General features: G+C 71.7%; 24 protein-coding genes. 3 read left to right on the forward strand and 21 right to left on the reverse strand.

All coding sequences use genetic code 11. The annotated features are described in order from the left end of the window. Positions 1–165: 165 nt before the first annotated feature. Both R3E98_15115 and R3E98_15120 read left to right on the forward strand, forming a co-directional pair. Positions 166–2,373, forward strand: coding sequence for a TonB-dependent receptor (locus R3E98_15115; protein ID MEZ4424739.1), 2,208 nt, complete (start codon positions 166–168; stop codon positions 2,371–2,373). Between the two features lie 35 nt (positions 2,374–2,408). Further along, positions 2,409–2,873, forward strand: a complete 465-nt coding sequence (locus R3E98_15120) for a TlpA disulfide reductase family protein (GenBank protein ID MEZ4424740.1) — start codon at positions 2,409–2,411, stop codon at positions 2,871–2,873. Between the two features lie 75 nt (positions 2,874–2,948). Here R3E98_15120 and flgK read toward each other — a convergent pair whose 3' ends face one another. From flgK to R3E98_15220, 20 genes are all read right to left on the reverse strand, one after another. Beyond that, positions 2,949–4,331 carry a flagellar hook-associated protein FlgK gene (gene flgK / locus R3E98_15125; GenBank protein ID MEZ4424741.1) on the reverse strand — a complete coding sequence of 461 codons (1,383 nt, stop codon included), beginning with the start codon at positions 4,329–4,331 and terminating at the stop codon, positions 2,949–2,951. 3 nt (positions 4,332–4,334) lie between these two features. Continuing rightward, positions 4,335–4,841 (reverse strand): flagellar export chaperone FlgN, encoded by a 507-nt coding sequence (gene flgN, locus R3E98_15130; GenBank protein ID MEZ4424742.1) that lies wholly within the window; start codon positions 4,839–4,841, stop codon positions 4,335–4,337. Beyond that, a complete protein-coding gene (locus tag R3E98_15135) occupies positions 4,838–5,179 on the reverse strand; it encodes a rod-binding protein (GenBank protein MEZ4424743.1) in 342 nt (113 codons plus the stop codon). Before R3E98_15135 ends, flgN begins: the two co-directional genes overlap by 4 nt. Beyond that, positions 5,176–6,207, reverse strand: a complete 1,032-nt coding sequence (locus tag R3E98_15140; protein ID MEZ4424744.1) for a flagellar basal body P-ring protein FlgI — start codon at positions 6,205–6,207, stop codon at positions 5,176–5,178. Before R3E98_15140 ends, R3E98_15135 begins: the two co-directional genes overlap by 4 nt. 5 nt (positions 6,208–6,212) lie before the next feature. Then, a complete protein-coding gene (locus R3E98_15145) occupies positions 6,213–6,827 on the reverse strand; it encodes a flagellar basal body L-ring protein FlgH (GenBank protein MEZ4424745.1) in 615 nt (204 codons plus the stop codon). Continuing rightward, positions 6,824–7,519, reverse strand: a complete 696-nt coding sequence (gene flgA, locus R3E98_15150) for a flagellar basal body P-ring formation chaperone FlgA (protein MEZ4424746.1) — start codon at positions 7,517–7,519, stop codon at positions 6,824–6,826. Before flgA ends, R3E98_15145 begins: the two co-directional genes overlap by 4 nt. Then, positions 7,516–8,304, reverse strand: a complete 789-nt coding sequence (flgG, locus tag R3E98_15155; protein MEZ4424747.1) for a flagellar basal-body rod protein FlgG — start codon at positions 8,302–8,304, stop codon at positions 7,516–7,518. Before flgG ends, flgA begins: the two co-directional genes overlap by 4 nt. 31 nt (positions 8,305–8,335) lie before the next feature. After that, positions 8,336–9,031 carry a flagellar hook-basal body complex protein gene (locus tag R3E98_15160; protein MEZ4424748.1) on the reverse strand — a complete coding sequence of 232 codons (696 nt, stop codon included), beginning with the start codon at positions 9,029–9,031 and terminating at the stop codon, positions 8,336–8,338. A 137-nt stretch (positions 9,032–9,168) separates the two neighbouring features. Continuing rightward, positions 9,169–9,879 (reverse strand): hypothetical protein, encoded by a 711-nt coding sequence (locus tag R3E98_15165; protein MEZ4424749.1) that lies wholly within the window; start codon positions 9,877–9,879, stop codon positions 9,169–9,171. A 15-nt stretch (positions 9,880–9,894) separates the two neighbouring features. Next, positions 9,895–10,635, reverse strand: coding sequence for a FliA/WhiG family RNA polymerase sigma factor (locus R3E98_15170; protein ID MEZ4424750.1), 741 nt, complete (start codon positions 10,633–10,635; stop codon positions 9,895–9,897). Between the two features lie 5 nt (positions 10,636–10,640). Next, positions 10,641–11,492, reverse strand: a complete 852-nt coding sequence (locus tag R3E98_15175) for an AAA family ATPase (protein MEZ4424751.1) — start codon at positions 11,490–11,492, stop codon at positions 10,641–10,643. Then, complete coding sequence (locus R3E98_15180; GenBank protein ID MEZ4424752.1) at positions 11,489–12,313, reverse strand: hypothetical protein; 825 nt, start codon at positions 12,311–12,313, stop codon at positions 11,489–11,491. Before R3E98_15180 ends, R3E98_15175 begins: the two co-directional genes overlap by 4 nt. Beyond that, positions 12,303–14,375 (reverse strand): flagellar biosynthesis protein FlhA, encoded by a 2,073-nt coding sequence (gene flhA, locus R3E98_15185; GenBank protein ID MEZ4424753.1) that lies wholly within the window; start codon positions 14,373–14,375, stop codon positions 12,303–12,305. Before flhA ends, R3E98_15180 begins: the two co-directional genes overlap by 11 nt. Then, positions 14,372–15,472 (reverse strand): EscU/YscU/HrcU family type III secretion system export apparatus switch protein, encoded by a 1,101-nt coding sequence (locus R3E98_15190; GenBank protein MEZ4424754.1) that lies wholly within the window; start codon positions 15,470–15,472, stop codon positions 14,372–14,374. The genes flhA and R3E98_15190 overlap by 4 nt, the downstream gene beginning before the upstream one ends. A gap of 4 nt (positions 15,473–15,476) precedes the next feature. Beyond that, a complete protein-coding gene (gene fliR, locus R3E98_15195) occupies positions 15,477–16,250 on the reverse strand; it encodes a flagellar biosynthetic protein FliR (protein MEZ4424755.1) in 774 nt (257 codons plus the stop codon). Continuing rightward, positions 16,250–16,516, reverse strand: a complete 267-nt coding sequence (gene fliQ, locus R3E98_15200; protein ID MEZ4424756.1) for a flagellar biosynthesis protein FliQ — start codon at positions 16,514–16,516, stop codon at positions 16,250–16,252. The genes fliR and fliQ overlap by 1 nt, the downstream gene beginning before the upstream one ends. Next, on the reverse strand, positions 16,513–17,604 hold the full coding sequence (gene fliP / locus R3E98_15205; protein MEZ4424757.1) for a flagellar type III secretion system pore protein FliP: 1,092 nt from the start codon (positions 17,602–17,604) through the stop codon (positions 16,513–16,515). The genes fliQ and fliP overlap by 4 nt, the downstream gene beginning before the upstream one ends. Further along, the gene (fliN, locus tag R3E98_15210) at positions 17,601–17,978 is read right to left on the reverse strand and encodes a flagellar motor switch protein FliN (GenBank protein MEZ4424758.1); all 378 of its coding nucleotides are present in this window, start codon (positions 17,976–17,978) and stop codon (positions 17,601–17,603) included. Before fliN ends, fliP begins: the two co-directional genes overlap by 4 nt. An 11-nt stretch (positions 17,979–17,989) precedes the next feature. Continuing rightward, positions 17,990–18,949 carry a FliM/FliN family flagellar motor switch protein gene (locus R3E98_15215; protein MEZ4424759.1) on the reverse strand — a complete coding sequence of 320 codons (960 nt, stop codon included), beginning with the start codon at positions 18,947–18,949 and terminating at the stop codon, positions 17,990–17,992. Then, on the reverse strand, positions 18,946–19,485 hold the full coding sequence (locus tag R3E98_15220; protein MEZ4424760.1) for a flagellar basal body-associated FliL family protein: 540 nt from the start codon (positions 19,483–19,485) through the stop codon (positions 18,946–18,948). The genes R3E98_15215 and R3E98_15220 overlap by 4 nt, the downstream gene beginning before the upstream one ends. 353 nt (positions 19,486–19,838) lie before the next feature. Here R3E98_15220 and R3E98_15225 point away from each other — a divergent pair, with 353 nt between their 5' ends. Further along, on the forward strand, positions 19,839–20,303 hold the full coding sequence (locus tag R3E98_15225; GenBank protein MEZ4424761.1) for a hypothetical protein: 465 nt from the start codon (positions 19,839–19,841) through the stop codon (positions 20,301–20,303). A 232-nt stretch (positions 20,304–20,535) separates the two neighbouring features. On the opposite strand, the gene R3E98_15230 is transcribed toward R3E98_15225, so the two are convergent. Further along, positions 20,536–21,783 carry a flagellar hook protein FlgE gene (locus R3E98_15230; protein ID MEZ4424762.1) on the reverse strand — a complete coding sequence of 416 codons (1,248 nt, stop codon included), beginning with the start codon at positions 21,781–21,783 and terminating at the stop codon, positions 20,536–20,538. Positions 21,784–21,847 lie beyond the last annotated feature (64 nt).

The raw sequence follows: 21,847 nt of genomic DNA on the forward strand, positions 1-21,847 counted from the left end.
GATCGGCGGGCTCGCGGGCACCCAGCCCGTCCGCCCGACCTGCAGCGTCGACGCCTGTGCCGGGACCCCACCTCCGGGGCCGCCGCCCGGGTTGATGATTTAGGCATGGCTAATTACACTGTATTTAGCTAAGCCTAATCGACGACCCGAGGCCCGGGCCTTTCCATGATCGACTCCCCTCATCGCCTGCGCGCGAGCGTAGGCACGCTGCTCGCGCTTCTCCTCGGCGGCGCCGCCCCGGCGGCGGCCCAGACGGAGGAGCTGCGCGGTCGCGTGCTCCAGGAGGACGGGCGGCCCATCCCCTGGGCGACGGTCGCCGCGGCCGGATCGCAGGTCGTGGCCGATGCGGACGCGCGCTTCCGCCTGGCCGGGCTCCAGCGCGGCACGCTCATGCTGGTCGTCTCGGCGCCCGGCTTCGGCGTCACCGAGCGCCGCGTGGATGTCCCGGCCGCGGACGACCTCGTGGTGGTCCTGCGTCCCGATCCGGTGGCGCTCGATGCCCTGACCGTCACGGGCACCATGAAGCGCGTCTCGGTCGCGGCCTCCCCGGTGAAGGTCGAGGTGATCCCCGCCGCGGTGCTCGCTCGGAGCGCCACCAACAACCTCACCGAAGCCCTGCGACACGTGAACGGCGTGGCCACCCAGCTGGATTGCGGGGTGTGCTACACGAACGGCATCCGCATCCACGGGATGGCCGGACCGTATACGGCGGTCCTGATCGACGGGATGCCCATCATGGGTGCGCTGGCGTCCGTCTACGGTCTGAACGGCATCAATCCGTCCCTCATCGAGCAGGTGGAGATCGTGAAGGGCCCCTCCTCCACGCTCTACGGCTCCGAGGCGATGGCCGGCGTGGTGAACGTGGTGACCAAGGATCCGCGCTTCGCGCCCCGGTGGTCCGTGGACGCCTCGGCCAGCGACGATGCCGAGGCCAACCTCGATTTCGCCTTCACGACCGAGCCGGGGGAGCTGAGCGCCCTGTTCAGCGGCAACGTGGCCTACGACGGCCGCTACGTGGACGACAACGACGACGGCTTCAGCGACTTTCCGCTCGAACGACGGGCCGTGCTGTTCGCCAAGGCGGACCTGCACCGGGACGGCCGGCCCCGGGGTGCGCTCACGGCCCGCGCGTTCTTCGAGGAGCGCTTCGGCGGGGTCGAGGGCTTCACGCCCACACATCGAGGGAGCGACAGCGTCTATGGCGAGTCCATCCGCACCGGACGGATGGAGCTGCTCGGCACCTGGCACCCGGGACCCCTGCCCTCCCTGCGCGTCGAGGGCTCGTTCACGCTGCACACCCAGGACAGCTATTACGGTGCGACGCCCTTCCAGGCCGACCAGCGCACCGCGCTGCTCAACGCGCTGTGGAGCGCGAGCCCCGGCCGGCACGACCTGCTGGCGGGCCTGACGCTGCGCCACCTCCACTACGACGACGACACGCCCGCGACGGCGCGCGCCGAGCGCCGGGTCGTACCGGGTCTGCTGGTCCAGGACGAGGTGCGGTGGGACCGGCTGTCGCTGCTGGCCGGCCTGCGCGTCGACCGGCACGCGGAGCACGGGACCATCCTCTCTCCACGCGTGGCGGCGAAGTGGGAACCGTGGGAGCACACGGCCGTGCGCCTCAACGCCGGGACCGGCTTCCGTGTGGTCAGCGTCTTCACGGAGGACCACGCAGCGCTGACGGGCGCTCGGGACGTGGTGCTGGAGGACGCGCTCGCCCCGGAGCGCTCCCGCAGCGTGACGCTGAACCTGAACCAGGTCGTGGAGATGGGACCCCATCCCATGATGATCGACCTGGATCTCTTCCACACGCGCTTCTCCAACAAGATCGTCCCGGACTACGATCGGGATCCCGACCTGATCGTGTACGGCAACCTGGACGGACACGCGATCAGCCGCGGGGTCTCGCTGGCGCTGAACCAGAACGTGGGCTTCGACCGCTTCCTCTACTCGTTCGGCGTCACCTGGCAGGACGTCTTCCAGGTCGCGCCCGACGGCGCGCGTGCGCGTGAGCTGTTCGCGCCCGAGCTGCGCGGCGTGGCCAGCGCCACGCTGGCGCTGCGCTCTCTGCCGCTGACCCTCGACTACTCGGCGACGGTGACCGGACCGATGCGACTGCCTTCGTATCCGGCCCCCTTCGAACGGCCGGAGCGCTCTCCCACCTTCGCGCTGCACGACGTGCGGCTCGCGTGGCGACTACCGCAGGAGTCCGAGCTCTACCTCGCGATCGCCAACGTGCTCGACCACGTGCAGCCGAGCCCGCTCGTGGATCCGGAACGCCCCTTCGGCGACGCGTTCGACACGTCCTACGTCTACGGCCCGCTCCGTGGTCGTTCCCTGCGCCTGGGCCTCCGATACGGGGTGGCCCGCTGAGCGCGCGCACGTGGCTGATCCTGGCCTGTGCGCTCGTGCCGGCGCGCGCGGCCGCCCAGACGACGCCGGCCGATCTCCCGCGCGCCGACTACGGGTGGACGCTGCGGGCGCTGGACGGCGGGACGCTCACCTTGGAGGCGTTCCGGGGTCGGGTGCTCTTCATCAACCTGTGGGCATCGTGGTGCACGCCGTGCGTGCGCGAGCTGGCCAGCATCGAACGGCTCCAGGACGCACTGCGCGAACACGACGTGGCGTTCCTGGCGGTGGCGGCCGAGAGCGAGGCCAGCGCGCGCCGGTTCCTGCGCTCGCGTTCGTACGCGCTGCCGTTCTATGTGGAGGAGCAACGGGCGCCACCGGCGTTCCCGCTGCGCGGCATCCCCACCACGTGGGTGGTCGACCGCGAGGGGCGCATCGCGCACGTGCGCCATGGCGAGGCCGAATGGGACCGCCCGGAGGTGGTGGCGTGGCTGAGAACGCTGGCGGAGCCGACCGGGCGGTGAGCGGAGCGCAGCGGGGGACGACACCTGGGACGGTGCCCTCTGCGAACGTACGAGCGCCGCGCTTCGCGCGCGGCGTCAGACCATCTGCAGGAGGGTCCCGATCATCTCGTCGGCGACGGTGACCATGCGCGCGGACGCCTGATAGGCGGCCTGGAAGCGCACCAGGTCCACCATCTCCTCGTCCAGGGAGACCCCGCTCACCTCCGAACGGCGGATGTCCGCCTGGAGCTGCAGGCTCTCCTGCGCGGCCTGCCCGGTGCGCGTCGAGGCGACGCGCGCGCCGATGTCGGAGACGTAGTTCCCGTAGGCCTCCGTCACGCTGATGCCGCCGAGGCCTGCCTGGGCTTGATCGCGTACCGCGGCCAGCGCCAGGGCCACGTCGTTCTGACCGGCTTGGTAGAGGCCGGTTCCGTCGGGCGTGCCCGCCGCGATCTCCTGCACGTCCCCCAGCACGGCGGCCGAGAGCCCGATGGTGCGGGCCGTCACCCCGGCAGGATCGAAGAAATCCACGCCGGTGTTGCCGTTGGGGTTGGTGCCCGTCTGGTGCACCGTGTTGACGGCCGACACCACGGCCGCCGCCATGGCGTCCAGGTCCGCCTGCAGGCCCGGCAGCTCCACGTTGACGGCGTGGAGCAGCGAACCCAGCGCGCCCGACGCCGGCGGCGTCACCGGCGTTCCGCCGGGCAGGGCCAGCCCGAGCGGCGGGCCCGACGTGACGCTGAGCGCGCGTGCCACTCCACCATCGACCAGGGCGCTCCCGTTCAGGTGCACCGCCGCCGTCCCGTCCGAGCGCTGCACCACTTGCACGCCGCTGATGGTGGCGATGCGGTCGATGGCATTGTCCAGCGAGTCGCGCAGCACCGCGGCGGTCCCGCCGCTCGATTCCGCGGCGAGGATCCGGGTGTTGAGGTCCCCGATCTGGGCGGTGAGCTGGTTGAGCTCGTCCACCATGCCGTTCAAGCGCAGCGTGGCCGAGCCCCGGGCTTCATCGATCGAGCCCGACAGCCGCTGGAACGTGGACGAGACATCCTGCCCCGCGACGCGCACGGCCAGTCGCGCCGCCGTGCTGGTCGGATCGTTGGCCAGGTCGTTCCACGAGGACCAGAAGCGATCGAGCGAGGCTCCCAGACCATTGGTGCCGGGCTCGGCCAGTGCCGCCTCGATGCCTTCCAGCACGAAGAGGCGCTGTCCGTGTCCCGACCCGACCGACGTGGCATCGCGGTAGGCGATGTCCAACAGCCCGTCCCGCACCCGGTCCACGTCCAGGACCCGCACGCCCGTGCCCAGTTGGATGGTCGCGAGCTGCACGGGCTGACCGGTGACCAGGTCGGCCCGCTGCCGCGAATAGCCGGGGGTGTTGGCGTTGGCGATGTTGTTGCTCGCCACCTCCACCGACCGCTGGCTGGCCAGCAGGCCGGAGCGGGCGACGGACAGGAGTCCGGAGATGGTACCCGGCATACGCTAGACCTCTCGGTTCAGGAGGGCCCCGGAACGGCGGGTCGCGCCGCCCGGATAGCCGTCCCCTGGAGTATCGGCGCCCGACAGCCGTTTGATGAGCGCGTCTCCGGTCTCGGCGGCACCGCGCAGGACCTGCCGGGTCAGCTCCAGGGCCTCCTGCACCACCCCGGCCGTCCCGCTCAAGGCGCGCAACGCCTCCAGGAGCTGGGGTGGCGCGTCCGTTCCCAGGAGCTCCGCCAGCTCACCCAGGCGGGCGTCCTCCCGCCCGCCCAGCATGCGGACGATCCCCCGCCTGCGCGCGCTCGCCTCGGACAGGGTGAACAGGACCCGGTGCACGGCGTGCACCCCCTGCTCGATCCCTTCCACATCGTCGGCGGCCACGGCCGCCCGTTGCCGGTCCAGGGCGCTCTTGAGGTCGTCCAGGAGCGCGCGCTCGCGCTCGATGGCCGCCACGAGCTGCTGGGCCTCCTGGGGCCGCCCCAGTCCCGCCGTCCCGCCGGACCCGCTCATCGCTCCCCTCCGCTCGTGGAACCGCTGTCCCCGGGCCCGCTGATGCTCCACCCCGCGTCCCGTGCGAGCTGGCGATAGATGGCCTGGCCGAGGCTGGCCGGCCCCTGTCGGGCGGCCAGATCCTCCGAGACCTGCTGGTCCAGCAGGTCGGTGAACATGTCCCCGGCCTGCCGGGAGCCGGGGGAGGTGCTGCTGCCCTCGGGCACGGTGGCCCGGAGCGCCTTGAGCATCTGCTCGTAGAAGGCCGCCTCGAGCTGCTGGGCCGTCTGCTTCAGTCGCGCCCGCTCGTCGGCGGGCGGTGTTCCGCCGGCGCCGGTGATTCCCGCAAGGAGGCTCATCGGACCGTGACCTCGCCCGTCATGGCGCCCACGTCCTTGAGCGCGTGGAAGATGGCGGCGATGGCCGACGGAGGCGCTCCGACCGACTGGAGCGCCGCGGCCACCTCCTGCACGCTCGTTCCGGGCTCCACGGCCACGAGGCCGGTCTCCGGCGTGGAGACGCCCCCACCGACCACGGTGAGGGTGATGCCCCGGTGGCTGACCACGGCCTCGCCGACGGTCATGCCCCCGCCGGCCACCACGGTGCCGTCGCGCCCGTCGATGATGACCCGGCTGCTGCGGTCGGGCGTGACCTGCAGGTCGCCGATCTGGCCGAGCAGGGCCGCCACACCGGGGGCGCCGTCCTCGGGCAGGGTGAGCTGCAACGCGCCCGGGTCGAGCACCGCCACGGTGCCCTCCCCGACCGCGCCGTTGATGGCCTCGGCCACCCGGAGCGCGGTCCCCAGGTCGGGTTCGCGCAGGACGAGCCGGCCGGCCGTCGCGAAGCCGGGCACGGGCGACTCGATCTCCAGGAGCCCTCCGCCGGGCACGCGCCCGCTGGTCTCCACCGGGTAGACGCTGCGGCTGTCCTGACCGTCGCTCATGACCATGGCCCCCTGGGCGGTGGCCACGGGCGCACCGCCCGCGTCCGCCACCAGCGGCGTGGTCCACAACATTCCGCCCCGGAGCGACGTGGCGTCGCCCAGCGAGGCCACCTGCACCTCGAAGCGGCCGCCCGGTCGCAGGTAGGCGGAGACCTCGGCGGTGACGAGCACCGCGGCCACGTTGCGGGTGCGCAGGAGCTCGGGCGGCACCTCGACGTCGAAGCGCCGGAGCAGGTTGGCCACGGAGCGCACGGTCTGAGCGCCCGACAGATTGCCGATGGTGCGGTCACCCGAGCCGTCGAGGCCGACCACCAGGCCGTAGCCCATCAGGCGGCGCGGCACGTCCTGCTCCTGGAGGAGCAGGTCGCGCACCCGCACCTGTCCGGCCACGGGAGCCGCGGCCAGGGCCAGGAGCAGCGCAAGGAAGAGAGGACGGAGGTTCATCGTCGTCAGAAGAGGATGGAGAGCAGCTTCTGCAGCATGCCCTTGTCAGGCTTCGTGAGCTCGCCGTTCGATTCGTAGAGGATCTCGAGATCCGCCACGCGCCAGCCGTCCACGATGTTCTGTCCGGAGATGTCCTGCGCGCGCACCCAGCCGCGCAGCACCACGGCCTGCTGGTGGTCGTCCACCTGCACGGCCTTGCGCCCTTCGACCCGGACCAGACCGTTCTCACCGCGTTCGACCACGCGCACGCTGATCTCGGTGACGAAGCGCTCGTCACGGCGCGCGGTCCCGCGCTGGTCGGAGGAATGATCCCCGTCCAGGATGGCGCCGTACCGCGTGATCGGGGTGATGGCCGCCGAGCGAGAGAAGCGCCGGTCGTCGGAGGCGTACTCGTCCGCACGCGCGTTCGCGAACGTGCGCTCGTCCACGAAGACGGTCAGCACGTCACCCACGCCGAAGTCCCGGCGATCGGACGTCCACGACGACAACGTGCGCTGTGGCGCAGGCGCCACCGCGGGCGGCGGCGTGGTCGGTGGATCCTGGGCGTGCGCGTCGCGCGCCAGCGCGAGGGACGCCGTCAGGACCACCAGGACGGGAACGACACGGACCGAGGCCCTCATCGGGCACCTCCTTCGATACGGACGGAACCACCGGGCTCGGCGATCCCCTGCACACGTCGGCCGGTGGCCAGACGCACACGCACGGGCTCGCCGGCGCCGGCCGTGGCCAGCGCCACGCCCTCCAGCGAGAGCCGTACGCGCTCGCTGGCCCAGATCACCTGCACGGATTCCCCGGACCGCACCGCGGGCGCGGGCCGCACGGACGGCGGCCGGAGCGTCTCTCCGCGGGCGATGGTCCGGGCCACCTCCCAACCAGGCATGGCGGCGCTCTCCTGCCGGCCACCGTACTGGACGTCCTCGCGCCACTCGATGTCGGTCGCGGCGAGGACCTCGCCGCGCGTGAGGTCGCGCGCCGCCACCGGCACCGCGACGCGCACGCCCGCGCGCACCTGCACACCGACGCGCGCCCCCGCGGTGTCGGCGACCTCGAGCAGCCAGACGCCCCCGCTCCCCGTGCCCTTCAGCGTGGGCTCCACCCGTAGGTCGAGCGGGCGCCCGGCGGGGAGGCGTACCGGAGCGAGGGCCACCCGCGCCTCCTCCACGCCCAGACGCGCGGCCAGCGCGCGCACGACGGTCGGACGCCAGGCGTCCGGCAGCGCGTCCACCTGCGCGGCGAGCGCGACGGGCAGGCTCGCACCGACCGCGCACATGAGCGCGCAGGCGAGCCGAGGGAGGCGGGAGGCGACGCTCATCGACCCAGGCGCGTCGCGATCTCGGACATCTGCTCGCTGGACTCGAGCGCGCGCGACCCGATCTCGTAGGCGCGAAGCGCGGAGATCATCTCCACCATCTCCTGCACGATCTCGACGTTCGACGCCTCGAGCGTGCCGGAGAGGATGCGTCCGTAGCCTTCGTCCTGTGCAAAGCCCAGGATGGGAGCGCCGGAAGCGGGAGTCTCCGCCAGCAGGTTCTCACCGAGCGCTTCGAGGCCGGCGGTGTTGGTGAAGCGCGCGAGCTCGATCCGGCCGATCTCCATCGGCTGACCGCTGGTGCCGCTCGTGAAGGTCACCACGCCCGCGGACGAGATGCTGAGCGTGCCGGCATCCTCCGGGACGTTCACACCGGGCACGAGCGCGTAGCCGCTGCTCGTCACGATCGAGCCGCGATCGGACAGCGTGAAGCTGCCGTCCCGCGTGTAGGCGGTGCGCCCGCTGGGCAACTCGACCTGGAAATAGCCATCGCCTTCGATGGCCAGGTCGAGCGGGCGACCGGTGATCTCCACCGGGCCCTGCAGGTCGATGCGCCGCACGGCAGCGAGCCGTGTGCCCCGCCCGATCTGCATGGGCGCGAGCGTCTCGGCCTCGGCCGTGTCCACCGTCGTGGCGCCCTGCACGTTCTGGTAGAGCAGGTCCTCGAAGTGGGCGCGACTCCGCTTGAAGCCGGTCGTGTTGACGTTGGCGAGGTTGTTGGAGATCACCTCGATGCGCGTCTGCTGCGCGATCATTCCGGAAGCGGCGGTTCGGAGCGACGGATCCATGTCGGGTTCTCTCGGGTGAGGGGCGCGTCGCCTAGAGCGGTCGCGCGAGGTCGTTGGCGATCGTACGGAGGGTCTGGTCGAGCTCACCGATCGCGCGCTCCACGGAGCCGTAGGCGCGTTGGATGGTGATGGTCTCGATGAGACCGTCCAGCGAGTTCATGTTGCTCTCTTCGAGGTGGCCCTGGTGGACCTGGCGCACGTCGGGCGGGATGTCCCGGAGCGCGTCCTCCGCGGCCAGGAAGCGCCCCTCGCCCGCGTGGTCGAGCACCTGGGGATCGGCCACCGTCACCACGCGCAGACGCTCGAGCGTCTGACCGTCCACCTTGAGCTGCCCGGAGCGGTCGATCTCGACGTCTCCGGGCGGCACCAGGATCTCGCCGTTCTCACCCAACAGGGCGTCGCCGCGCTCGTCGACGAGGCGCCCCCGGGGATCGAGCGAGAAGGAGCCCCCACGGACGAGACGCTCCCCCTGGTCGGTCTTGACCACGAGGAAGCCCTCCCCGCCCAGGGCCAGGTCGAACGTGGCGCCGGTCTGGGTGAGCACACCCGTGCTGAAGTCCGTGCGGGTGGAGGGAGCCAGGCGGCCGTCGGGCAGCACCTCGCCGAAGACCCGCTCGGCCTTGAAGCCGGTCGTGCCCACGTTGGCCAGGTTGTTGGCCGCCGTCTGCTGCCGGAGCTCCCAGTAGCGGAGCGCCTGGGCGGCGTTCTTGATCGGTCCGGTGTTCATCCAGGTCTGTGCCTCACAGAGGTCCTACCGCGGTCGGGGCAACGCACATGCCTCTCCGGGCCAGGGGCGTCCCCACACCTCAAACGCTTGTCGGACCACGGCTTACGGGGTGTGGCCTTCATCGGTGGCATCCGGGCTCAGGCTCGGGCGAGAATGCCGGGGTCGGCAGATCCGCCCGACCCCGCCCGCCGCCGGGCCAGCCAGGCCACCAGGGCCTGCTCGTCCGCGGAGGCGGCCCGATCGGTCGGAACCGCGGTCGGGGCGGGCGCCGCCACCGGAGCGGTGATCACCGTGGGCATGGGCTCGGGGCTCGCCGCTCCGGGCAGGACGACCCGACCCCGGGCGCCCGAGACCGGGTGGACCGGCCGGCGGGCAGCCCGGCCGCGGCGGACGATCAACCCCAGGCTCCCGAACAGGACCACCAGCCCGGCCACGGCGCCCGCGACCCGACCGGAAAGGAAGGCCGGCCAGCGGGCGGCCAGGGCGCGCCCTCCCGCTTCGACGGCGTGCAGGGCCGGGAGGGCGACCGGCAGGTGCTCCGCCAGCAGGTCCTCCAGGCGTCCCGGGAGGGCGCGTCTGCCCGACATCCGCTCCGCGCCGCGACGGAGCGCGCTCCAGGTCTCGGGCGCATCGGGGTCCAGCAGCGCCGCGCGGGTGAGCTGGGCCAGCGCGATCTCGTCCGGGCCCGACCCGTCGAGCAGTCCGACGGCGCGCTCGCGGAGCGCGTCGGCGACCACGGCGGACGAAGCCGGCGCCGACGGGAGCGGAGCAGCGGTGTCCTGATCGGCCACCCCCCGCACCGGGGTCGCGGCAGCCAGGAGCAGGAGGAACGGCAGGGCGGTACGCATCGTTCGCGACTCCGGTCAGGCGAAGGAGAGGCGGGTCCGCAGCTTGGCCAGCGCGGCCGTGCGGATCTGCGAGATGCGCGAGACGGTCAGACCGAGGACGTCCCCGATCTCGCGCAGCTTCAGCTCTTCGTAGTAGTAGAGCGCCAGCACGGTGCGCTCCTGTGGCTCCAGGCCTTCCAGCTCTCGGAGCAGCACGGCGTGACGCTGTTCGCGGTCGACGCTCTCGTCCGCGCCCTCCGCGCCCTCGTCCACGAGCAGGTCGCGCTGGGGGCGGCCGGCTGCGCTGTCCCCTTCCGGCCCCGGACTGTCGATGGACACCTGCAGGGTGTGCTCGGTCTCGGAGCGCCAACGGAAGAGCGTGTCCGCATCGACACCCATCTCGCTCGCGGTCTCGAGGTCGGAGGGCGCGCGCTCCAGTTGCTGCTCGAGCGCGGCCTGCGCGCCTTCGATCTGGCGCTGCTTGTCGCGGATCGACCGCGGGACGGGGTCGAGCCTGCGCACTTCGTCCAGGATGGCGCCGCGGATGCGGGGCACCGCGAACGTGCTGAAGGCGTGCCCCCGGTCGGCGTCGAACTTCTCGAGCGCGTCGATCAGCCCCAGCGTGCCGGCGCTGACCAGCTCCTCGAACTCGATGTCGCCTCCCAGCTTGCGGCTCAGCTTGCGCGCCACGTGGTAGACGAGGTTGAGGTGCTTCTCGACCTCACGGTTCCGCTCCAGGTCGGACAGCGAACCGGAATCGGCGTACGGTCCCATCATCCTTCTCACGTGCTGGAGACGACCCGATCGCCGTCGGCTGCTGCGGCGCGGGTGTGGAGTTCATGTTGGATGGAGGCGGCCATCTCCATCGCCGCGCGGGCGGCGGGAGCCTCCGGTGCGGTGTGCTGGATCGGTCGCGTGCCTTCCAGACCCACGACCAGGCGGGCGTCGACCGGCACGGTCCCGAGGTGCTCGATGGCCCCGGTGTCGAAACGGGCGGCCGCGTCCTCGAGGCAGGCCACCACGGGGCGGGCGCGGTCGGGATCCTCGCGGCTGACCACGAGCTGCCGACGCAGGTCCGGATAGCGGCCCCGCAACGCCTTGAGGAGCGCGTACGCGGAGGCGACGGCGAGGCGCTCGGCGGTCGTGACCGCCACCAGGCGATCCGCTCCGAGCGCGCAGGCCTCGATCACGGAGGCCAGGCGGCTGCCCGCATCGATCAACACGACGTCGTAGCGGGGATAGAGCGCGCCCAGCTTGCGCGCGAGCGCACGTCGCTCCATCGGCCCGGCATCGAGCAGGAGCGCTTCGTCGCCCGGCCCCGCCGGGAGCAGATCCAGGCCGTCGCGGATCTGCACGACCAGGTCCGCCGGAGCGGCGGTGCCGGCCCGGACGGCGGCGAGGCCGCGCACGTCGGCGAGCCCGAACAGCATGTGCAACCAGCCCTGGGAGCCGTCCACGAGGAGCACTCGCTCGCCGCGACGCGCCAGACCCACCGCCAGGAGCGAGGCCACCGTGGAGGTGCCCACCCCGCCCTTGCCCCCCGCGACCACGATCACGCGGCTCGCGTCGGAGGCGGCGTCGGTGGGACCGCGCTGGTTCAGGAACGTGCGCAGGGACGCCATCTGCCCGCTCATGCGACCCTCTCGATCCCGGACGCCGGATCCGGAACGCCCAGCGTGCGCAGGAGGCGCGAGCGCGCGGGGTGGAGGTGGGCGGGCACGTCCTGGCCGTCGCAGACCCAGCGGCAAGGCAGACCCAGGCGGATGGCCAGCTCGGCGGCCACGCTCTCGTCCGGCACCTCGTCCAGCTTGGTGGGCAGGACGTGCGTGGGAGAGAAGCGGGCGTAGCTGTCGAGGAAGCCCGCGGCCGCGTCCGTGCGCATGTGCGCCGGAAGCACCAGGTGGACCTCGTCGGGCTCGAGCGCCTCCAGCAACGCCGCCCATTCGACCGTCCCGGCCCGCGCCTGGGTGACCCGGCCGGGCGTGTCCACCAGGACCACGTCGCAGTCCGCCAGGCGGCGCAGCGCGTCCTTGATGTCCACGTCCCCGTAGACGACCTCGAGCGGCGCGCCCATCACCTCGGCGTAGCGGCCCAGCTGCTCCACCGCCGCCACCCGGAACGTGTCCAGGCTCAGGAAGCCGACCTTGCGGTCCCCGTACGCCTGCGGGTGCACGCCCAGCTTCACGGCCGTCGTGGTCTTGCCCGCGCCGGTGGGTCCCACCAGGGCGATGACCCGGCGCTCGTGCCGTTCGGGCGCGCACGCGGCGGATTCCTGGTCCAGCGAGCGCAGCAGCGCGCCCAGGCGCTCGGAGGCCACGACCACGACCTCCACCTGACGGGTGCCGTTGTCGTGGAAGTGGCGGGTGCTGAGGATGACGGCGTCGTCTCCCAGCGCGGCGCGCGCGTGCGCCAGCACCTCGTGGAGGTGCAGCCCGCGAAAGATCTCAAGCTGCATCGGGAAGCTCCCAGGTCGCGATCGAGTTCACGGTGAGCTGCGGAGGCAGCTCGGACAGCGAGACCACCGGCACCTGTGGCAGCACCGGTTCGATGAGACGGCGGATGCCCACCCGGAGGCCGGGCGGAGCGATCAGCGGGTGGTCGCCCCCCGGCGTGCGCGCCAACCGATCGAGCTGGCTGAGCAGGCGGGTGAGCGTGTCGGGATCGAGCAGGGCGCCGGCGTTCCCGTCGCGGGGGCTGAACAGCCGCATGAGCGAGGCTTCGAGCCGCGGTCCGACGGTGATCCCGCGCACGCGCCCCTTCTCGTCGGCGTACTGATCGCCGATGACCTTCGCCAACGCGTAGCGGACCCGTTCGGTGAGGATCTCCGGATCCTTCGAGACCTCGGCGGCATCGGCGAGCGTCTCCAGGATGGTCACCAGGTCGCGGATCGGGACCCGCTCGCGCAGCAGCCGTTGGAGCACCCGGTGCAGCGTGCCCAGCGGCACGCGCTCCGGCACCACGTTCTCCACCAGGGCCGGGTAGAGCTCCTTCAACGTGTCCACCATCTCCTGCACGTCCTGACGGGTCAGGAGGTCGGAGGCGTGGCGCTTGAGGATCTCCATCAGGTGCGTGGCCACGACGGTGGACGGCTCTACCACCGTGTAGCCGCGCAACTCGGCGGTCTGACGCGCGCTGGGCGCGATCCAGCGGGCCGGCAGCCCGAAGCTCGGGTCGATGGTCTCGACGCCTTCGATGGGGCTGGCGTTGCCGGTGTCGAGCGCGAGGAGCTGCCGCGGCATGACCTCGCCTCTGGCCACCTCGGCGCCGCGGATGCGCACCGCATACCCGTCGGGCGGCAGGGAGACGTTGTCGCGGATCCGCACGGGCGGGATGAGGAAGCCGATCTCCTGGGCCGCCTGCTTGCGCAGCAGGCTGATGCGGTCCAGAAGGTCGCCACCGCTCTTCGGATCCACGAGGCTGATCAGCGCGTAGCCGACCTCCAGCTCCACCCGGTCGAGCTGCAGGAGCTCCCGCACGGGGTTCTCCGGCTCGGTCTTGGCGGGCTTCTTCTCCTGTCCGACCTGCGCGGCCTTCTCCTTGTCGGAGCGCCGCTCCTGGGCGAGCCGGGCCACCGCGGCCGTCCCACCCGCCAGGGCGAAGAACGGCAGGGTCGGCAGTCCCGGGATGAGGCCCATCACGGCCAGCACGCCCGCCGCCATCCAGATGGCGTTGGGGTGGGTGCTGAGCTGATCGGCCACCTCGTCGCCCATCTGCAGGCCACCCGCGCTGCGGGTGACCATGATGCCCGCGGCCGTGCTGACGATCAGGGCCGGCACCTGCGACACGAGGCCGTCGCCGACCGTGAGCAGCGTGTATTCGGTCAGCGCCCGTCCCACGGGCATCCCGCGCTGGGCCACCCCGATGAACAGGCCGCCCACGATGTTGATGGCGGTGATGAGCAGCCCCGCGATCGCGTCCCCGCGCACGAACTTGGCGGCACCGTCCATGGCGCCGTAGAAGTCCGCTTCCCGCGAGATCTCCTCGCGGCGCCGCTTGGCCTCCACGTCGTCGATGAGGCCGGCGGAGAGATCCCCGTCGATGCTCATCTGGCGTCCCGGCATCGCGTCCAGCGTGAAGCGCGCGGCCACTTCGGCCACACGGCCCGCACCCTTGGTGATCACCACGAAGTTGATGGCGATCAGGATGAGGAAGATCACCACGCCGACCGCGTAGTTGCCGCCGATCACGAAGTTACCGAACGCGTCGATGACCTTCCCCGCCTCGCCCCGCCCCAGGATCAGCCGGGTGCTGGAGACGTTGAGGGCCAGCCGGTACAGCGTGAACAGCAACAGCATCGCGGGGAAGACACTGAAGTCGAGCGCGCGGCGCGTCTCCAGCGCAACCAGCAGCACGACCAGCGAGGCCGCGATGGACAGGACCAGCAGCAGGTCGAGCACGACCGGCGGCAGCGGCACCACCAGCAGCGCGATGATGGCCACCACGGCGCCGGCCAGGCCCACCTCGGCGTGCTTCCAGGAACCCTGGTCGATCATGCGGATGGCGGAACCGGCGCTCATGCCTCTGGCCTCCGCGTGCTACGACGGTACTGCTCCGAGCGCGCGCGCTGCCGCTGGTGGAAGATGAAGGCCAGCACTTCGGCCACCGCCACGTAGAGCTCGGCGGGAATGACCGAGCCGACCTTGGCGCTCGCGAAGAGTCCGCGCGCCAGCGGCTTGTTCTCCACCACCGGCACGCCGGCGTCGAGCGCGATCTGCTTGATGCGCTGCGCCACCTTGCGCTGTCCCATGGCCAGCACGATGGGCGCCGGGGCCACCTCGGGGTCGTACTTGAGCGCAACGGCGATGTGCGTCGGGTTGGTCACCACCACGTCGGCTTCGGACGCCTTGGCGATCATGCGGTTGCGCGTCATCGCGCGCGCCATCGCACGCATGCGCGTCTTGACCATCGGATCGCCTTCGGCTTCCTTGCGCTCGCGTCGGATCTCCTCGCGGCTCATGCGCAGCTGCTTCTCGTGCTGCCACACCTGGAAGCCGTAGTCGGCCAGCGCGAGCAGCAGGAACACCAGACCGGTGGACAGCAGCAGACGCGGCACGTACTCGCGGATCACGGCGAGCAACCCCAGTGGGGACTGCTGCGCCAGGGCGAAGATGTCCTCGGTGCTGCCCCGCAACGTGCGCCACCCCACCAGACCCACGATCCCGAGCTTGAGGACGGACTTGGCGAGCTCGGCCACGGCCTGCACCCCCAGGATGCGCTTGGCGTTCTTGGCCGGCGACAGGCGCTCCCACTGCGGCTTCAGCGGCTCGAAGGTGAGGACGCCGCGGGCCTGCAGCGCCCCGGTGCCCCCGGTGACCAGCACGGCGAGGGCGAGGGGCGCAGCCAGGAGCATCACCATCTCGGTCAGGATCGAGCGCAGCCACACCGCCACGTTCGGCACGTCGGACGGGAACACCGCCGGGTTGGCCAGCGTGTAGCCGGTCAGGTCCACGAGGCCCCGCCCCATCGCCTCGGCCATGGGTCCGGTGATCACCGCGCCGGCGAGGAGCAGCAAGGCGGTGGGCAGCTCGCGGCTACGCGGCACCTGCCCCTTGCGGTGGGCGTCTTCCCGCCGCTTGGGTGTCGCTTGCTCTGTGCGTTCCTGATCGTCGGCCATGGGACTAGCGGGGCAGGGGGCCGAAGACGCGGCCCAGCAGCGCCTCGTAGTCGCCGGTCCACCCCGAGAAGGTGGTGGCGGCCAGGGGCAGCGTGAGCGCGAGGACGAGCAGACCGATCCCGATCTGCACCGGGAAGGCGACGAGCAGCAGGTTGACCTGCGGAGCGGTGCGGGCCAGCACGCCCAGCGCGGCGTTGGCGATGAGCACCACGGCCACGACGGGCGCGGCCAGGCGCATCCCCATCGCGAAGAGGGTGGTGCCGGCGGTCAGCGTCATGCCGAGACCGCGCGCGGCCGCGAAGCCCGATCCCAGGGGCGCGATGTCGGTGGTGGCGCTCAACGCCTCCAGCATCACCAGGTGCCCCCCCATCGTGAGGAGCAGCACCGTCACGGTGAGGTTCAGGAGCTGACCGAGCGTGGGCGTGGAGATGGAGGACGTCGGGTCCAGCGTGGTGGCGCCGGACAAGCCGATCTGCACCGCCAGCCATTCACCGGCCGCCTCGGCTGCCCCCACGAACACCGCGGCGCCCAGGCCCACCAGGACGCCGATCAGCGTCTCCTCCAGCAGGGTAGCCAGCCCGAAGCGGGCGCCCTCGGCGGTGACGGTGGTGGGCAGCAGCAGGATGGTGAACAGGATGACGAGCGCGGCGCGGATCCGCGCCGGCACCACGCGCGCCGAGTAGACCGGCGCCACCAGCACCACGCCGCCCACCCGGGCCGCGAGCAGCAGCCCCGGCGCCAGGCCGGCGAGCGCGGGAGGAAGGAAGCCGGAATCCATCAGCCGAGGTTCGGGATCGAGCGGAAGAGCTCGGCCGTGTAGTTGACGAGCGTCTGCAGCATCCAGGAGAGCCCGACGATCAGCGTGCCGACGGCCGCCAGCAGCTTGGGCACGAAGGACAGGGTCTGGTCCTGGATCTGGGTGACGGCCTGGAAGACGCTCACCGCCAGGCTGACGCCGACGGCCACGAGCAGCATGGGAGCTGCCACCAGCAGCGCCTGCAGCACGGCGTCGCGCGCCAGGTCGATCGCGAGCGAAGGCGTCATGCCGCGAAGCTCCGGACCAGGCCTTCGATCACCAGACCCCATCCGTCGACCAGCACGAACAGCAACAGCTTGATGGGCAGCGACACCATCACCGGCGGCAGCATGAACATGCCCATGCTCATGAGGATGGAGGCCACGACGAGGTCGATGACGACGAAGGGCAGGTAGAGCACGAACCCGATCTGGAAGGCGGTGCGCAGCTCGCTCGTGACGAACGCGGAGACGAGGACGGGCAACGACAGGTCCTCGGGCGTCTCGGGCGCGTCGGAAGCGGAGAGGTCGATGAAGCGACCGAGGTCGGCCTCGCGCGTCTGCGCCAGCATGAACTCGCGCAGCGGCACCTGGGCCCGGTCGAGCATCTCCACCTGCTCGATCTCGCCCTCCATCCAGGGCGAGACCGCGTCGCGGTTGACGACGTCGAACGTGGGCGCCATCACGAACGCGGTGAGCAACAGCGCCAGGGCGGCCAGGAGCTGGCCGGGAGGCGCGCTCTGGGTGCCCAACGCCTGTCGCAGGAAGTGCAGCACGATCAGCGTGCGGGTGAAGCTGGTCATGAGCAGCACCAGCGTGGGCAGCACCGCCATGAGCCCCAGGAAGACCGCGACGCCCACCGGCCCTTCCAGGCGGAGCGACTCGTCGCCCGCGGCTGCGCCCAGCGGCGAGCTGGCCAGCTCCAGCAGGGTGCCCAGCCCGCCCGTCGCCGTCTCCTGCGCCGAGACGGGCGCGTGGACCAGGAGCAGACCGATCACCACGCCCAGCATCAACACGCGCAAGGGCCAGCCCCGACGGCGGGGCGGCAGGTCGTCCGGCCACTCCTCGTCGTCCAGCGCGGGGATCGCGCCCTCGGGATCGAGCTCCGTCAGCATGCGCACGCCGCCCTCGCCCACCGCCACGGCGAACTGCCGCGTGTCGATGCGCACCACCGCCACGCCCTGCCGCGGCCCCACGGCGACGCGCTCCAGCACCTGCACCCGCCCGTGATAGCCACGGGGGCCGAAGCGGCGCCGCGCGCCGGCCAGCACCCGCGCGAGCACCAGGGCGAGACCACAGAGCGCCAGGGCGCCCGCGGTGAGGATCAGGAAGGTCACGCGGGCCCCATCCCAGCGGCCGCGCCGGCGATCACCCGCGTGAGCCGCACACCGAAATGCTCACCCAGCACCACCACCTCGCCTTCGGCCAGCTTGCGATCGCCGACGAACACGTCGACCGGCTCGCCCGCGAGTCGATCGAGCTGCACCACGGCGCCCCGCGAGAGGTGCAGCAGATCCCGCACGCTCATGGAGGTCCGACCCAGCTCCACCGAGACCGGCATGTCCAGGTCGTAGAGCACCGACAGGTGGGCTTCGCCACCGGTGGCATGGCCGTTCTTGATCTCGGCGAAGTCGTGCGGAGCCGCTTCGGGGGCGGGAGCCGCGGCCGGCTTGGCCGGAGGCGCGGACGGGGACGGCGTCGGATCGGTCACGGTGCGTTCCTTCAGGTCTGTGGGTTCTTGCCACCGCCGCCCGCCGGGGCGGGTCCGGTGACGCGTACGGCGAGGGACTTGCCCGAGCGGCCGGGGCTACCGAGGAAGCGGCGTTGTCCGCCGATCCACAGCTCGATCGGCGCGTCGGTGGACAGTCGCGTCGGCAGGACCATGCCCTCGGTGAGACGGGCGAGCGTGCCGAGCGAAACCCCGAACGCCGGGAGCCGGGCGCTCACCTCCACGTGCGCGCCCATGAGGGTGCGGCGCACGTTGTCGTGGTCCTGCTGGATGGCCGGATCCACGCGGGGCTGCACCACCTCGTCGGGACTGGCCGCCAGGTATTCGTCCATGGCCTGCGTGGGCAGCCAGACGTCGGCCTGGCCCTCCCAGGCTTCCCCGCGCACCGTGAGCTGCACGCCGAAGTAGCGATCCTCGCGGGTCGCGATCGACATCAGCTCCGGTGCCGACTCGAACGCGAGCGGCCCGAAGCTCAGCGGGACGTGCTCGCGCCAGGTGCGCGTGAAGTCGGCGAGCAGGCGCGTGATCACGAGCCCCATGGCCCGGATCTCCAGCTCGCTGGCGGCGCGCTGGATCAGGGCCGGGGTGCCTCCGCCTCCCATGAGGCGCTCGATGCCCGAGAAGAAGAAGTCCGGCGACAGCGTGAGCAGCGCCACGCGGTCGGCGGCTTCGTTGACCGTGTAGAGGTAGGTGTAGCAGGGCTTGGGTAGCCGTTCCCGCACGATGCGGAACGGGGCCAGCTCGATGCCGTTGATTGAGACGCGCACCGACTCGCGGAAGCGCGAGCCCAGCCAGGCCTCGAACTCGGCCGCGAACTCGCCCATGAGCTCGAGGACCTCACCCTGGCGCGGGAGACCGGCCTTGAGCGGACTCTTGAAGTCGTAGCGGAGGAGATCGCCCTCCTCGGGGGCCGCATCCTCCGGGCGCTCGTCGACGACGGCTTCGGCGCTCATTGGATCACGAACCGGGGCATGAAGAGGCTCACCACGTCGCCCGACTCCAGAAGCTCGGAAAGCGCGTCGGCCACCTCGGCCTTCAGGCTGTCGCGCAGCGCGATGTCGGAGAGCTGGTCCACGGAGCGACGCCCGAAGATCTGGAGCAGACGATCGCGCGCCTCGGCCTCCCGGGCGGTGAGCTCCTCGGAGGCCGCCTCGGTGGAGAGCTTGAGGGCCAGGTCCACCAGCAGGAACCGGGAGGGGCTCCCGGCCGGGTTCACGATGACGTTGGGGAGCTGGTAGAGCGCGGCAGCGCCCTCGGACGCTTCGCCCTCGGCGCCCTCCCCGCCGTGGTCCCCGGAGGATCCGCCTTCGGCGGACTCCTCGGGGTCGCCGCCGCCGGGCGCGGCCAGGGCCGGGCCCACCACGAGGACGCCGGCGGCGCCTCCAGCGCCCAGACCCACCAGCATGAGCAGGAGGGGGAGCGCCTTGCCCTTCTTGGGCGGGGCCTCCGCTTCCTGTCCCTCTTCCTTCGGCTGTGCGTCGTCCGACACGATTCCTCGCCTCGATGGACCTGCCGCGTCCCCCGGACGGGGGGATCCGCGCGGCGACCCGGAAAGGCAGGCCGCAGGCCAGGCGGGGGCGTCCGCGCCACCGCTCGGATCGCGGGCTTCAAGACGTGGTCGGACAACGTGTTACGCGTGCAGTGCCGGCGCTCCGCCCGGGACGCGCGGCGCCGGGCGGATCGGCCGGGTCGGGGAGTTCTTCCGCCCTCGGGCGGCGGGAAATTCCGGGCGAGGGGAGCACCCCGGGCTGTGCCGCCCGTCGCTACCCCACGCCCCCTTCGAGGGGAGGGCTCCACCGCCTCCCGCATTGCGATCCGCGGCGGGGCCGCCTACCTGGGAGCATGGCCCGTTCGCTCTTCGACCCCCGCGGCAGCGCCGCGCTGGCCCAGCGCCTGGCGCGCCTGACGCCCGATGCGCCCCGTCAGTGGGGCCGCATGGATGCGCATCAGGCCGTTTGCCACCTCTCGGATGCGTTCGCCTGGTCCCTCGGGCAGCGTCCGGCCACGGCCGAGGGGAAGCCGCCCCTTCCCCCTCCGGTGCTCCGCTGGGTGGCGCTCCGGCTTCCGCTGCCGTGGCCGAAGGGTGGCGTGCCCACCATGCGCGAGGCGGACCAGGAGCGGGATGGCACACGGCCCACCGAGTTCGCCCGCGATCGCGCCCGGTTGGAGGGGCTCATGGCTTCGTTCGCGGCCCTCCCGGACGTGCCTCCCGTGGTGCACCCGTTCTTCGGTCCCATGTCCCGGGGCGATTGGGGACGGTGGGGGTGGCGGCACTGCGACCACCACTTCAGGCAGTTCGGGGTCTAGGCGCGCCCACGCGGTCGCCGGGGGCGCCCACGGGGTCGACGGGGACCCGACATGACGCCGCCCCGGGCCCCCGGAAAGCCGAATGGAGGCCGCCGCTTTCGCGACGACCTCCATTCCACTCCAGGGTCATGCCAGCCCGAGAAGGGCGCGGGCGGGACCGCTCCCGCCGCTTGAGGGACGATCTGCGCGTGCGGAACGTGCGCGCGTCGACGCGTCCCCGACCGGAACCGAATTACCTCTTCAGGTTGACCAGCTCCTGGAGCATCTCGTCCGACGTGGTGATTACCCGCGCGATCGACTGGAAGCCGCGCTGCGTGGTGATCATGTCCGTGAACTGCTCGGACAGGTCCACGTTCGACATCTCGAGCGTGCCGGGGGCGATGGACGACTCGCTCCCCTGGCCCGCGAACCCGATGATGGCCGAACCGGAGTTGGCCGTCTCGGTGAACAGGTTGTCACCCTGGCGCAGCAGACCGCCCGGGTTGGCGAAGTTGGCCAGGCCCACCTGGGCCAGCACCTGGGCCGTCCCGTTGCTGAACGCACCCGTGATGGTGCCGCTGGCGTCGATCGCGATCGACAGCAGCTCACCCATCGTGTAGCCGTCCTGCCGCCGCACCACCGCGGTGGACGCGGACGAGAACTGCGACAGGCCCTGGATGCTGCCCGTGGTGCCGAACTGCACGTCGACCGTCTGGTTGACCGCAGTGTTGGTGGGCGTGAACACCAGGGGAGTGTTCTCCGGCCCGATCAGGGCACCGTTGGCATCGAAGGTCAGGGTGCCGGTGTCGCCGGACACGATGGCGCCGTCGGTCACGGTGATGGCGAAGTCCCACTCGTTGGCATTCGCCGTCTTGGTGAACGTCACGCGCATCTCGTGGGGGAGGCCCAGCGAGTCGTAGACCGTGATCGACGACTCACGCGTATCGCCGGCCGCGGCGCCCGCGTCCAGGTTGCCGCCCAGCTCGGCCACCAGCGTCTCCTGCGCGGCCACCTTCTGGCCGATCGGGAGCTGGATGTCCCCCACCACCGGGGAGAGCACTCCGTTCGTGGCGTTGCGACCCTGCACGATGTAGCCGTTGGACGAGCTGACCAGACGTCCGAGCGCGTCGAACTGGAAGTTGCCCGCGCGGGTGTAGAACTGCTGCTGCCCGTCCGATACTATGAACAGGGCGTCACCCTGGATGGCCAGGTCGGTGTTGACGCCGGTGTTCTGCAGGTTGCCCTGCGTGTACATCATGTCGGCGCTGCCGACGGTGACGCCGAGACCGACCTGGATGGGGTCGGTCCCGAACCCGCCCTGGCCGGCCAGGCCGCCGGGACGGCTCGCGCCCTGGAAGAGCTGCGAGAACGCGTCCTTGAACGTCACGCGCGTGCCCTTGTACCCGAGCGTGTTGACGTTCGCGATGTTGTTCCCGATGGCGTCCATCCGGAACTGGTGGTTGCGGAGGCCGGTGACCCCCGCGAAGAACGACCTCAACATGTGACCGACTCCTTGTATCTCGAGAGGATGAGGTTCAAGTCGTTTCCTCGTGGTCCGGGCGGAT

Source organism: Gemmatimonadota bacterium (assembly GCA_041390125.1).
Lineage (GTDB): Bacteria > Gemmatimonadota > Gemmatimonadetes > Longimicrobiales > Gaopeijiaceae > JAGQIF01.